The following is a 13,325-nucleotide window of genomic DNA, read 5'->3' as shown; positions in this document are numbered from 1 at the left end:
GGGTACGGCGAGCGGTACGCCGGAGGACACACAGGCCGCGGCGATGTGGCAGAACAGCCCGCCGGGATCCCTCTACGACTACATCCGCGTGGCCTCGTTCTCCCTGGGCGCCGACGGGCGCATCCAGCAGTGGAGCGAGCGCGCGGCGGAGCTCTTCGGAATAGCGGCCCGGCACGCCGTCGGCAAGGATCCCCTGGAGATCTTCGCCCCGGCCGCCCCGGGGGCGGGCCGCGGCCAGGGCCCCGCCGCCCCCTTCCTCGGCGAGGGCGGGCCCGACGGCCGGGAGTGGACGGGCCTCGTCCCCTATCCGCGCGGCGAACGGCCGCCGGGGCTGGCCGAGATCTATGTGATGCCCACCGAGGACGAGGACGGCGCGCGGGGTGCGCTCTGCGTGGCCGTGGACGCCCGGGCGCTGCGCGGAATAGAGACCGACATCGCGGCCTCCGAGGCCGTTTTCGGCCAATCTCCCCTGGGATTCTTCTTCTTCGGCACGGACCTCACCCTGCTCCGCGTCAACGAGAGCTTCGCCCAGACCTTCGGCCGCCCCGCCGCCTGGCACCGCGGCCGCACCCCGCACGACTTCCTGCCGCGCGGCGAGGCCGAGCGGCTGACCGCGGCGCTGCGCCAAGTCCTCGACACCGGGCGGCCGGTGTCCGACATCCAGCTCGTGGGGCCGGTCCCCGGGCAGAGCGAGCGCCGCCGCTGGTCCGTCTCGCTCTACCGGCTGCACAGCGGCAGCGGGCGGCCCATCGGGGTGGCCGCCCTCGCCACCGACGTCACCGGCCGCCGCCGCGCGGAGCGCGAGGCCGCGGGCGTGCGCCGCAACCTCGCGCTGCTCAACGAGGCGGGCGCGCGCATCGGCAACTCCCTGGACCTGGAGACCACCGCGCGCGAGCTGCTGGACGTCGCCGTCCCCCAGTTCTGCGACCTCGCCTCCGTCGACCTCTACCAGGGCCTCCTCGTGGGCGACGAGGCGCCGCCCGGCCTCGCCGACGGCAGCGGCGAGCTGCGGCGCGTCGCGTACGCCAGCGCGGTCTCCGGCGCGCCCGTGGACGGCGCCGACAAGCCCGTGCAGGTCGGCGAGGTGCACCGCTACGCCTTCCACTCGCCCTACGCCGCCGCCCTGCGCACCGCGCAGGTGCAGCCGGTGCCGAACCGCGAGCGCGAGGACGGACCGGAGCTGGGCGCCGTCGTGCACTCCACGCTCGCCGTGCCGATGGTCGCCCGGGACACGGTGGTGGGCCTGGCGCGGTTCTCCCGTACGAAGGGCAGTGAGCCGTTCGGCGAGCGCGACACCGCGCTCGCCGTGGAGCTCGCGGCGCGCGCCGCGGTCTGCATCGACAACGCCTGGCTCTACCGGCGCGAGCACGAGCGCGCGCTCATCCTCCAGCGCAGCCTGCTGCCCCCGGGCGACCCCGACGCCGCCGGGCTGGACATCGCCTGCCGCTATCTCCCGGCCAACGCGGCCACCGAGGTGGGCGGCGACTGGTTCGACGTCATCGAGCTGCCCGGCCACCGCACCGCCCTGGTCGTCGGCGACGTCATGGGCCGCGGCCTGCGGGCCGCCGTCGCCATGGGCGAACTCCGCACGGCCGTACGGACGCTGGCCATGCTCGACCTGGAGCCCGCCGAGGTGCTCTCCGCGCTCGACGAGATCGCCCACGGCCTCGGCAGGCCGGGCGGCAAGCAGTCCGCGTCGCGGGGCGTGCGCGGCGGCGTGCGGGCGGCCGACCTCTCCGAGGTCTATCTGGCCACGTGCGTCTACGCGGTCTACGACCCGGTCACCCGGCGCTGCACGGTCGCCAACGCCGGGCACCTGCCGCCGGTCCTCGTCGAGGCGGGCGAGCCCGCGCTCCTGCTGGACGTGCCGCCCGGCATGCCGCTCGGCGTCGGCGGCGAGCCCTTCGAGCAGGTGGAGATCGACCTGCCCGACCGCGCGCTGCTCGTCCTCTACACCGACGGCCTCGTGGAGTCCCGCGACCACCCGCTGGACGAGGGCCTGGAGGCGTTCCGGGACGCCCTCACCGACCCCTCCCGCCCGCTGGAGGACGTCTGCGACCACGTCCTGGGCGCGCTGGACACCCACCACGGCGAGGACGACATCGCGCTGCTCATGGCGCGGCTGCGCGGCCTGCCCGCCGACTGCGTCGGCGACTGGACGCTGCCGCCCGACGCCCGCTCCGTGGCGCGGGCCCGGGAGCTGGCGCGCGAACAGCTGCTCTCCTGGGGCCTGGAGAGCCTCGTGGACACCACCGAACTGCTGGTCAGCGAGCTGGCCACGAACGCCCTGCGGTACGGCGAGGGCGAGATCCGGCTGCGGCTGCTCCTCGACCGGACGCTGGTGTGCGAGGTCTGGGACGGGGGGCTCGTCCAGCCCCGGCGGCGCCGGGCGCGCGACACGGACGAAGGGGGGCGCGGGCTCCAGCTCGTGGGGCTGCTCAGCGCGGCGTGGGGCAGCCGCCGCACGCCCCACGGCAAGACGGTGTGGTTCGAGCTGGCCCTGCCGGACGGCGACACGCCCACGCCGGACGCGGTGGAGGCGCTGATGAGCCTGTACTGACCGGCGGCCGCGCGGCACCTCACTCCGCGGCCAGCCGCCCCCTCGTGGCGCCGCCGCCGAACGTCGCCGGGAGGAGGCCCGTCAGGATGATGCCGCCCAGCAGCGCGCCGCACAGGGCGCGCGCCGGGTGGGGGGTGCGGGGGTCGTACGGGGTGGCGTAGTCGGAGACGTCGTGCTCGGCGAGGGCGCGGGCCTGGCGGGCCAGGGAGTCCGCGTCGCCGGTCACGTGCAGCACCGCCGGGCCGCCCCTGGGCACCAGGGCGCGGGCCGTGGCCAGATGACGCTCCGCCTCGGCCAGCCGGGTGCGGGCGCGGCAGCCGATGGCGCCCCGGTGGGTGCTGATGAAGTCCCGCGCCGCCGCGACCTCGCTCCGCGCGGCGCTCAGCGCCCGCTCCACGCGCCGCCGGGCGCGCCCCTCGTCGGCGAGGGCCCCGGCCTCCGCGTCGAGGACTCCCGCGGTCTCCTGGAGGCGCCGCAGCACCGCCCGCGGGTCGTACCGCCCGCTCGCGATCTGCCGGTGGGCCTCCGCCAGCGCCTGTTCGGCGTCCGCCACCCGCCCGCCGTCCGCCGTGCCGGTGGCCAGGGCCTCGGCCAGGCTCGCCTCCGCGTCGGCCAGGGCGGCCGGCAGCCGGGCGGCCGTGCCGGTGAGCTCGCGGGCGCGGCGCAGCGCCGAGGTGGTGAGCGTGCGGGCCTGCGCGAGGGCGGCCTCGGCGGCGCGCAGCGAGATCGCCGCGCCGTCCGCGTCGCCCTCCGCCAGGGAGCGGCGCGCCTCGGCCAGGCCCGCCATGGCGAAGGCGAGGCGGTCACGGGCCTCGGCGGGGTGCCGGGCCACGGGGGAGAGCGCCGCTTTGGTGCAGCACTCGGTGAGCGCGGCGAGCGCGGCCTCCGCGGTGTCGACGCGCGGCCCGAGCGCCCGCGCGATCTCCTCGGCGTGCTCCAGGATGCCGGTGGCGTTGACCTTCAGGGCCCGCAGCCGGTCGAAGGCCCCGGATTCCGCGTCCAGCCGGCGGTTGGCGCTGGTGCAGTGGGAGCAGATCTCGTCCAAGGTGCGGCGGCGGATCTCGTCGTCCTCGTACGGCGCGTCGTCCAGGCCCTGCCGCAGCCGGAAGGCGTAGGCGAGCTCGCTTCGCGCGTAGGCGACGGCCTCGGCGAAGGGGCGGGTGGCCGACTTGCCCAACTGCGCCGTGGTGAAGAGAAGTTCCTCGGCGCTCGTGCGGACGGCGTCGTCGGTCTCGACGAGGTTGCGCGCAGCCTCGGCCTCCAGTTCGGGCAGCGGGGTGAGCGGCTGGGCCAAACGGGCGAGGCCGGGCGGGGTCGAGGTGGCGACGGTGGGCCGCGCCCGCCGGGCGGCGCGGCGGTGGGCGGCCCGGCGGGAGCAGAAGCAGAGGTAGAGGCCGGTGAGCAGGGCCAGGACGGCCACCGTCACCGGCAGCCACACCCGGCGGTGGCCCGGCACGAGACCGTCGCCGCCCGGGTCGCTGCTGCCCGGTGAGATCGCGGGGAGCCGCACCGGCTTGCCCTGGAGCACGGCGCCGTAGCCCTCGGCGGCGCCGATGGCCGCGCCCGCCCAGTCGTGCTGGGCCAGGGCGGGCGCGATGGCGGTGGCGGAGACGTTCTTCAGCTGCTCCTGGCGGAAGCCGGAGTCCGGGGCGGCGGAGACCGCGTACTGCCGGTCGTGCGTGGCGATGGCGAGCAGCACGTCGTGCGGGCCCAGGCCGTTGCGGTCGGCGGTGGCGTTGGCCCAGTCGTGCCCGGAGCGGCCGGAGAAGTCGCGTACGTAGGTGACGTACAGCTGGATGTGGTGGGCGGTGTGCAGCCGGTTGAGGGCGGTGTTGACCTGCGAACGGCGCTGGCCCAGCGCGCCGACGGTGTCGGTGATCCGGCCGCCGGTGTCCAGGTCGAGGGGCGTGTCGGCGTGGGCTCCCGGGCCGGGGAACGTGAGCGCGCACAGCGTGAGGAGGGCGAGGGGGGCCCTGATCCGGGCCCGGCCCGGCGCCCCCGGCCCGTACCGCCTGGAAAGCCGTGTCACATTTGGGAGCGTATGGCGGTACTGCCCGACTCGCTACCGGGAGCTCGGAGCCCTCCACGGAGCGTATTCGCGCCCGGCTCGCGCCGGGCTCACTCCCCGCGGCGCCGGATCTTGTTGCCCAGCCACACCAGTGGGTCGTACTTACGGTCGGCGGCCCGCTCCTTGAGCGGGATCAGCGCGTTGTCCGTGATCTTGATGTGCTCGGGGCAGACCTCCGTGCAGCACTTGGTGATGTTGCAGTAGCCCAGGCCGTGCTCGTCCTGCGCGGCGCGCTTGCGGTCGATGCCCGCCTCCGCCGCCGCGTCCAGGGGGTGCATGTCCAGCTCGGCGACGCGCATCAGGAAGCGGGGTCCGGCGAAGGCGGTCTTGTTCTCCTCGTGGTCGCGCACCACGTGGCAGGTGTCCTGGCACAGGAAGCACTCGATGCACTTGCGGAACTCCTGCGACCGGCCGACGTCCTCCTGCCGCATCCGGTAGTCCCCGGCCGCCACTCCCGGCGGCGGCACGAAGGCGGGCACCTCGCGCGCCTTCGCGTAATTGAAGGACACGTCCGTCACCAGGTCCCGCAGCACCGGGAAGGCCCGCATCGGGGTCACCGTCACCGTCGCGTCCGGATCGAGGGAGGACATCCGGGTCATGCACATCAGCCGCGGCCTGCCGTTGATCTCCGCGCTGCACGAACCGCACTTGCCCGCCTTGCAGTTCCACCGGACGGCCAGGTCGGCGGCCTCGGTGGCCTGGAGCCGGTGGATGACGTCGAGGACCACCTCACCCTCGTTGACGGCCACGGTGTAGTCGACGAGTTGTCCCCCGTCCGCATCACCCCGCCAGACCCGGAAATGGGCGTCGTAGCTCACGCGCTCTCCTTGTTCGCTTCTCCGCCCGCGTGGCGCGGAGGTGCGGGTTTCGTGTTCGTCCGCGGCCCGGCGGCCACGCGTGCGACGCTCACCCCTGCCTCCTGTTCGCTTCTCCGCCCGCGTGGCGCGGAGGTGCGGGTTTCGTGTTCGTCCGCGGCCCGGCGGCCACGCGTGCGACGCTCACGTAGTCAGCTCCTCGTCGGTCAGATACTTCACCAGCTCCTCCTTCTCGAAGAGCGCCAGCAGGTCGCCGCGGATCGGCGGCATCTCGCGCCGGGCCACCCGCACCAGCCCCAGCAGGGGATCGGCCGCCGCGGAGCCCGGGCTCTCCTCCGACAGCCGGCAGACGAGGTTCACCCGCCGCCACTGCCGGTCCATCGCCGGGTGGTCGTCGCGCGTGTGCCCGCCCCGGCTCTCCGTGCGCTCCAGGGCCGCGCGCGCCACGCACTCGCTGACCAGCAGCATGTTCCGCAGGTCCAGGGCCAGGTGCCAGCCGGGGTTGAACTGCCGGTGCCCCTCCACCCCCGCCCGCCGGGAGCGGTCCCGCAGCGCCGCGAGCCGGCGCAGCGCCTCCGACATCTCGGGGCCCTTGCGGATGATGCCCACCAGGTCGTTCATCGACTGCTGGAGCTCCTGGTGGAGGGTGTACGGATTCTCCGCAGGCCCCTGCGAGACGGCCGGGTCGCCGCCCTCGGCGCCGAACGGGCGCAGCGCCTCCGCCTCCGCCGCCTCGACCTCGGTGTCGGACACGGCCGGCCGGTCCGCCGCCGCGAGCCCCGCCGCGTAGCGCGCGGCGTGGAGCCCGGCCCGCCGCCCGAAGACCAGCAGGTCGGAGAGGGAGTTGCCGCCCAGCCGGTTGGAGCCGTGCATGCCGCCCGCAACCTCGCCCGCGGCGAAGAGGCCGGGCACGCCGACCGCCGCCGCCGTGTCCGGGTCGACGTCCACCCCGCCCATCACGTAGTGGCAGGTGGGCCCGACCTCCATCGGCTCGGCGGTGATGTCCACGTCCGCCAGCTCCTTGAACTGGTGATGCATGGAGGGGAGTTTGCGGCGGATGTCCTCGGCGGGCAGCCTGCTGGAGATGTCCAGGAAGACCCCGCCGTGCGGGCTGCCGCGGCCCGCCTTCACCTCGGAGTTGATGGCACGGGCCACCTCGTCGCGGGGGAGCAGCTCCGGCGGGCGGCGGTTGTGGTCGGGGTCCTGGTACCAGCGGTCGCCCTCCTCCTCGGACTCCGCGTACTTCTCCTTGAAGACGTCCGGGACGTAGTCGAACATGAACCGCTTGCCGTCGCTGTTGCGCAGCACCCCGCCGTCACCGCGCACGGACTCGGTGACCAGGATGCCCTTGACGGACGGCGGCCAGACCATGCCGGTGGGGTGGAACTGCACGAACTCCATGTTGATCAGCGACGCCCCGGCGAGCAGCGCGAGCGCGTGCCCGTCGCCCGTGTACTCCCAGGAGTTGGACGTCACCTTGAAGGACTTGCCGATGCCGCCGGTGGCCAGCACCACGGCCGGGGCCTCGATGGTGAAGAAGCGGCCGGACTCGCGCTCGTAGCCGAAGACGCCGGAGATCCGCTCACCGCTCTTGAGCAGGCGCGTGACCGTGCACTCCTGGAAGACCTTCAGCCGGGACTCGTAGTCACCACTCTCCCGGTGGTCCTCCTGCTGGAGCGAGACGATCTTCTGCTGGAGGGTGCGGATCAGCTCCAGGCCCGTACGGTCGCCGACGTGTGCCAGCCGCGGGTACTCGTGGCCGCCGAAGTTGCGCTGCGAGATCCGGCCGTCGGCGGTGCGGTCGAAGACCGCGCCCCAGGTCTCCAGCTCCCAGACCCGCTCGGGCGCCTCCTGGGCGTGCAGCTCGGCCATCCGCCACTGGTTGAGGAATTTGCCGCCGCGCATGGTGTCGCGGAAGTGGACCTGCCAGTTGTCGCCCTGGTTGACATTGCCCATGCTGGCGGCGATGCCGCCCTCGGCCATGACCGTGTGGGCCTTGCCGAACAGCGACTTGCAGATCACCGCGCAGCGCAGGCCCTGCTCCCGGGCCTCGATGGCGGCCCGCAGCCCCGCGCCTCCGGCACCGACCACGACGACGTCCCAGGATTGCCGGGCCGTACGCGACATCAACATGCCCCTCTCTAGAAAAAGCGCGGATCGTCGAAGGCGCCGCTGGCGACGAGATAGACGTAGAAGTCGGCGACCGCCACGCTGACCAGGGAGGCCCAGGCGAGCAGCATGTGGCGGGCGTTCAGCGCGCTGACCCAGCCCCACATGCGGTAGCGCACGGGGTGCTTGGAGAAATTGCGCAGCCGGCCGCCGACGATGTGCCGGCAGGAGTGGCAGGAGAGGGTGTACGCCCAGATCAGGGCGATGTTGGCGAGCAGCACGAGCGTGCCGAGCCCCATGTGACCCCACTCGCCCCGCGCGTCGCGGAAGCCGAGGACGGTGTCGTACGTGAGGATGCCCGCGACGATCACCGCGAAGTAGAAGAAGTAGCGGTGGACGTTCTGCAGGATCAGCGGGAAGCGGGTCTCGCCGGTGTACTTCTTGTGCGGCTCCGCGACCGCGCAGGCCGGGGGCGAGGCCCAGAAGCCGCGGTAGTAAGCCTTGCGGTAGTAGTAGCAGGTCAGCCGGAAGCCCAGCGGGAAGATCAGGACCAGCAGGGCCGGCGACAGGCCCCACCAGGAGCCGAAGAGGCCCCAGTCCGCGCCGTCCTTCATGGGGACGCAGTTCTTCGCGATGCAGGGGGAGTAGAACGGCGAGACGTACGGGGCGGCGTAGTAGTCGCCGTTCGCGAAGGCGCGCCAGGTGGAGTAGACGACGAACGCCAGCAGCCCGGCGGCCGTGGCCGCGGGCGCGAGCCACCAGCGGTCGGTGCGCAGGTGGCGGGGGGCGATCGAGGCGCGCGACGCGTGGTGCACGCCACCGGGGGACTGGCTGGGGGCGGTGGCGGTGCCTGTCCGGGGATCGGTACCAGTGGCCAAAGTGGGACTCCGGGGAGGAGTGGGTGGTCGGTGTCTCGCCGCGCTGCCCGGGGGTGTCAGGGGGCGTGCCGGTCGCGGGCCCCGAGCCCCTCCTCGTCGGCGTCCTTCCACAGCGAGGCGTCGTACGGGGCGTCGGGCACCGGGACCGGCTCGGGGCGGGGCTGGCCGGTGGCGTGGGCGGAGCGCAGGAGCGTGACGCTCTCGCGCAGGTGGGCGGCGTCGGTGCGCACGCGCCGCAGCTCAAGGTCCCGGGTGCCCAGGAGGGGTTCCAGCCGGGCGAGCGCGCGGCCGAGGTCGTCCAGGCAGCGCTGGACTGCCGTCACTTCATCGTTCAGGGACATGGGTCCTTGCCCTCACTTCCGCGATCGGCGGTTGCGGGTGACGACGGTGTTGCGACAGTGAGTGTCGCGCGTCACACCCCTCCGGGGGAAGATAGCGTTCGCGATCGCGCCGTCGGGGGAGGCGCCGCACCACGTTCGGGGGCCTGGGCGCCGTTCCGCCACGTGGGTGGCGTGCGGCCCGGCGGCGCCGTGTCGGCGCCCCTTCGCCATGCCCGTCGCTTTGAGTGGTTGTCGGTAGATGCGATCAACCGCGCATTGCGCCGGACGAGCCATCCGGCGGCAGCCCAGTCCGGCGGAGGTATCCCATGGCCCCCCTCTCGGCACCCCTGACGACCCTGACCCGGTCCCGCACGGGCCGCTCCGCCGTGCTGCTCGCCGCGGGCGTCCTGCTCCCGCTGCCCGTCCTGGCCGGCTGCGGCGGCGGGGGCCACGACGGCGCCGAGGGCTCCGTCACCCCGCCGGACATCGCCGCCGCCCCGCGCGCCAAGGTCGCCGACCGCGGCACCCTGCGCTGGGCGGTGGACGCGCTGCCCGCGACCTTCAACACCTTCCAGGCCGACGCCGACCCCACCACCCAGCGCGTCGCCGGAGCGGTGCTGCCCGCGCTGTTCACCATGGACCGGAGCGGGCGCCCGCAGCGCAACGCCGACTACCTCACCTCCGCCACCGTCGCCGAGCGCGAGCCCCGGCAGGTCGTCGTCTACAAGCTCAACCCCAGGGCGGCCTGGAGCGACGGCAAGGCCCTGTCGGCCGCCGACTTCGAGGCCCAGTGGAAGGCGCTGCGCGGCAAGGACAGCGCCTACTGGACGGCGCGCAACGCCGGCTACGACCGGATCGACCGCGTCGAGCGGGGCACGGACGCCCACGAGGTCAAGGTCACCTTCGCCAAGCCCTTCGCCGACTGGGCCTCGCTCTTCACCCCGCTCTACCCGAAGTCCGTGATGGGCAGCCCGGGCGGCTTCAACGACGGCGCCCGCAACGAGCTGAAGGTCTCCGCGGGCCCCTTCCGGGTCGACTCCCGGGACAAGGACGAGGGCACGCTCACGCTCGTACGCGACCCGAAGTGGTGGGGCGACCGGGCCAAGCTCGACCGCCTCGTGCTGCGCGCGGTGCCGCCCGGCGAGCGCGCCGACGAGCTGGCGGACGGCAAGCTCGACCTCGCCGACGTGAGCCCCTCCGTCGCGCACCGGATCATCGCCGCGAACAAGCCGCTGAAGAAGGGGGAGAAGGGGGAGGGGGAGAAGGGCAACCGCGCCGTGGTGGGCAGGCCCCCCGAGGCCGAGGCGCTGCGCGGGCTGACCGTGCGCAAGTCCCTGGAGCCCGCCTACACCCAGCTCGCCCTGAACGGCGCCTCCGGCCCGCTGGCCGACGAGCGGGTGCGCCGCGCGGTCGCCCGCGCCATCGACCGCAAGGACCTCGCCGAGGTGGTGCTGCGCCCGCTGGGCCTGCCCGCCGACCCGCTCGGCAGCCACTTCTACATGGCGGGACAGCAGGGGTACGAGGACAACAGCGACGCCATCGGCGGGCCCGACCCCAAGGCCGCCGAGGCCCTGCTCGGCGACGCGGGCTGGCAGCAGAAGGGCGTCCACGGCTCGGCCCTGTCGAAGAAGCAGGCCGAGGCGGACAAGGCGGGGCGCCCGGACCGCGGCACCGAGCCCACGGAGGACGAGGAGGACACCCGGACCGCCGACGAACCGGCCGCCGAGCCCGGCGAGGAGTCGGCCGCGGAGCGGCAGGAGCGCGAGGAGCGCACGGGCCAGCCCGGCGACGTCGACGAGAAGGCCCCCCGCGACGCCGGCGGCAAGGCCATCGCCGCCCCGGTCCGGATGAAGGACGGCAAGAAGCTCAGCCTCCGCTTCATCCTTCCGGAGGGCGCGGCCGCCGAGCCGCTGCGGGCCGTCGGCGACCGCATCGCCCGGCGCCTGGAGGCGGTCGGCATCCAGACCGACATCACGAAGGTCGCCGACGCGGGCTACTTCAAGGACCACATCGCCGCGGGCAGCTACGACCTCGCCCTCTACTCCTGGCCCACCACGGCCTTCCCCGCGACCGACGCCCGGCCCGTCTTCGCCAAGCCGCAGCCCGCGGCCGACGGCTCGCTGCTGGTGGAGCAGAACTACACCCGGGTCGGCACGGACCAGATCGACCAGCTCTTCGAGCAGGCGTCCACGGAGCTGGACGCGGACGTCTCCCACGACCTGGTCGACCGCGCGGACGCCCGGATCTGGGCGGCGGCCGGCTCCATCCCCCTCTATCAGCGGCCCGAGCTCGTCGCAGCCCGCGGCACCGTGGTCAACGCCGGGGCCTTCGGCTTCGCCACCCCGCGCTACCAGGACCTGGGCTTCCGCGCCTGACCGGGCGCGCGGCCGCCGGAGGGGCTCGTTCCGGCGGCCGGGCCGATGGAATTACCGCAGGTCAGAACACCCGTACGCATCCCCGGGCCGCCGAAGTCGGCGCGGGCCCGTACCATGGAGTTGATAGGCCGTGGCGTGTCCTGCCCGGCAGGCGCGCGTACCGGACCGTACGCGTCGCCATCCACGATTCCGGGAGAAGCGCCGCAAGTGCCCACGCGCCACGACATTCGAAACGTCGCCATCGTCGCCCACGTCGACCACGGCAAGACGACCATCGTCGATGCCATGCTCAAGCAGGCCGGTGCCTTCGCCGCGCACCAGCTCGAGTCCGTCGACGACCGCGTCATGGACTCGAACGACCTGGAGCGTGAGAAGGGCATCACGATCCTCGCCAAGAACACGGCGGTGAAGTATCACCCCAAGGACGGCGGGGACCCGATCACGATCAACATCATCGACACCCCCGGCCACGCCGACTTCGGTGGCGAGGTCGAGCGCGGTCTGTCGATGGTCGACGCGGTCGTGCTGCTCGTCGACGCCTCCGAGGGCCCGCTGCCCCAGACCCGCTTCGTGCTGCGCAAGGCGCTCGCCAAGCGGATGCCGGTCATCCTGTGCATCAACAAGACGGACCGCCCGGACTCCCGCATCGACGAGGTCGTCAACGAGACGTACGACCTCTTCCTCGACCTGGACGCCGACGAGGACCAGATCGAGTTCCCGATCGTCTACGCCTGCGGCCGTGACGGCGTCGCCTCGCTGACCAAGCCGGAGGACGGCACCGTCCCCGCGGACAGCACCAACCTGGAGCCGTTCTTCTCCACGATCCTGGAGCACGTCCCGGCCCCGACGTTCGACGAGGAGGCGCCGCTCCAGGCGCACGTCACCAACCTCGACGCCGACAACTTCCTCGGCCGCATCGCGCTGCTCCGCGTCGAGCAGGGCGAGCTGCGCAAGGGCCAGACGGTCGCGTGGATCAAGCGTGACGGCACCATCGCCAACGTCCGCATCACCGAGCTGATGATGACCGAGGCCCTCACCCGCAAGCCCGCCGAGATGGCCGGCCCGGGTGACATCTGCGCCGTCGCCGGTATCCCCGACATCATGATCGGCGAGACCCTGGCCGACCCGGAGAACCCGATCGCGCTGCCGCTGATCACGGTCGACGAGCCGGCGATCTCCATGACCATCGGCACCAACACCTCGCCGCTGGTCGGCCGTGGCGGCACCGGCAAGGGCGCGGATGCCAAGTCCGCGGTCAAGGACCGCAAGGTCACCGCCCGCCAGGTCAAGGACCGCCTGGACCGCGAGCTGGTCGGTAACGTCTCGCTGCGCGTCCTGGACACCGAGCGCCCCGACGCCTGGGAGGTGCAGGGCCGCGGTGAGCTGGCGCTGGCCATCCTGGTCGAGCAGATGCGCCGCGAGGGCTTCGAGATGACGATCGGCAAGCCGCAGGTCGTCACCAAGCAGGTCGACGGCAAGACCTACGAGCCGGTCGAGCGCCTGACGGTCGACGTGCCCGAGGAGCACATGGGCGCGGTCACGCAGCTCATGGGCACCCGCAAGGGCCGGATGGACAACATGTCCAACCACGGCTCCGGCTGGGTCCGCATGGAGTTCGTCGTCCCGTCCCGCGGCCTGATCGGCTTCCGTACGGAGTTCCTGACGAACACCCGCGGCACCGGCATCGCCCACTCCATCCACGAGGGCCACGAGCCGTGGTTCGGCGAGCTGAAGACCCGTAACAACGGCTCCCTGGTCGCCGACCGCGCCGGTGCCGTCACCGCCTTCGCGATGACGAACCTCCAGGAGCGCGGCGTCCTCTTCACGGACCCGGGCACCGAGGTCTACGAGGGCATGATCGTCGGCGAGAACTCCCGCGCCGACGACATGGACGTCAACATCACCAAGGAGAAGAAGCTCACCAACATGCGCTCCTCCTCCGCCGACTCCTTCGAGGCGATCGTCCCGCCGCGCAAGCTGTCGCTGGAGCAGTCCCTGGAGTTCTGCCGCGACGACGAGTGCGTCGAGGTGACCCCGGAGGCCGTCCGCATCCGCAAGGTCGTCCTGGACCAGAAGGAGCGCGGCCGCACCGCCTCCCGCGCCAAGCGCTGACGCGTCTGACGCACCGGCAGTTTTCCTGGGGCCCGGCTTCACCACTTTCACCGGTGGTGGCGCCGGGCCTCTGGCATGCTCGGGGTGG

General features: G+C 73.4%; 8 protein-coding genes. 3 read left to right on the top strand and 5 right to left on the bottom strand.

Annotated features, from left to right (window positions below; all coding sequences use genetic code 11):
• Nucleotides 1–43: 43 nt before the first annotated feature.
• The gene (locus ACH427_RS21000) at nucleotides 44–2,560 is read left to right on the top strand and encodes a SpoIIE family protein phosphatase (protein ID WP_398871481.1); all 2,517 of its coding nucleotides are present in this window, start codon (nucleotides 44–46) and stop codon (nucleotides 2,558–2,560) included.
• Between the two features lie 19 nt (nucleotides 2,561–2,579).
• Here ACH427_RS21000 and ACH427_RS20995 read toward each other — a convergent pair whose 3' ends face one another.
• The 5 genes from ACH427_RS20995 to ACH427_RS20975 form a co-directional block, all read right to left on the bottom strand.
• Nucleotides 2,580–4,589 (bottom strand): TPM domain-containing protein, encoded by a 2,010-nt coding sequence (locus tag ACH427_RS20995; RefSeq protein WP_398871182.1) that lies wholly within the window; start codon nucleotides 4,587–4,589, stop codon nucleotides 2,580–2,582.
• 89 nt (nucleotides 4,590–4,678) lie between these two features.
• The gene (locus ACH427_RS20990; RefSeq protein WP_398871180.1) at nucleotides 4,679–5,446 is read right to left on the bottom strand and encodes a succinate dehydrogenase/fumarate reductase iron-sulfur subunit; all 768 of its coding nucleotides are present in this window, start codon (nucleotides 5,444–5,446) and stop codon (nucleotides 4,679–4,681) included.
• A 180-nt stretch (nucleotides 5,447–5,626) separates the two neighbouring features.
• Nucleotides 5,627–7,570 (bottom strand): fumarate reductase/succinate dehydrogenase flavoprotein subunit, encoded by a 1,944-nt coding sequence (locus ACH427_RS20985; RefSeq protein WP_398871178.1) that lies wholly within the window; start codon nucleotides 7,568–7,570, stop codon nucleotides 5,627–5,629.
• Between the two features lie 14 nt (nucleotides 7,571–7,584).
• Complete coding sequence (locus tag ACH427_RS20980; RefSeq protein ID WP_398871176.1) at nucleotides 7,585–8,430, bottom strand: hypothetical protein; 846 nt, start codon at nucleotides 8,428–8,430, stop codon at nucleotides 7,585–7,587.
• Between the two features lie 56 nt (nucleotides 8,431–8,486).
• Entirely contained in the window at nucleotides 8,487–8,771 is a 285-nt protein-coding gene (locus ACH427_RS20975; protein ID WP_398871174.1) for a hypothetical protein, read from the bottom strand.
• Nucleotides 8,772–9,076: 305 nt separating this feature from the next.
• Between ACH427_RS20975 and ACH427_RS20970 the strand changes: the two genes are divergently transcribed.
• Nucleotides 9,077–11,125: an ABC transporter substrate-binding protein gene (locus tag ACH427_RS20970; RefSeq protein ID WP_398871173.1), complete on the top strand. Its 2,049-nt coding sequence runs from the start codon at nucleotides 9,077–9,079 to the stop codon at nucleotides 11,123–11,125.
• Between the two features lie 207 nt (nucleotides 11,126–11,332).
• Nucleotides 11,333–13,237, top strand: coding sequence for a translational GTPase TypA (gene typA / locus ACH427_RS20965; RefSeq protein ID WP_398871171.1), 1,905 nt, complete (start codon nucleotides 11,333–11,335; stop codon nucleotides 13,235–13,237).
• The last annotated feature ends 88 nt before the right edge of the window (nucleotides 13,238–13,325 follow it).

Origin of the sequence: Streptomyces sp. NPDC020379, from assembly GCF_044387105.1 — a bacterium.
Classification (GTDB): domain Bacteria; phylum Actinomycetota; class Actinomycetes; order Streptomycetales; family Streptomycetaceae; genus Streptomyces.
The sequence above is the reverse complement of the archived record's forward strand: the minus strand, read 5'-3'. Positions and strand labels throughout refer to the sequence as shown.

Coding starts and splice junctions, on each gene's coding strand:
- ACH427_RS21000 (WP_398871481.1), top strand. CDS start 44: ATGTGGCAGAACAGCCCGCCGGGATCCCTCTACGACTACATCCGCGTG.
- ACH427_RS20985 (WP_398871178.1), bottom strand. CDS start 7,570: ATGTCGCGTACGGCCCGGCAATCCTGGGACGTCGTCGTGGTCGGTGCC.
- ACH427_RS20975 (WP_398871174.1), bottom strand. CDS start 8,771: ATGTCCCTGAACGATGAAGTGACGGCAGTCCAGCGCTGCCTGGACGAC.
- ACH427_RS20970 (WP_398871173.1), top strand. CDS start 9,077: ATGGCCCCCCTCTCGGCACCCCTGACGACCCTGACCCGGTCCCGCACG.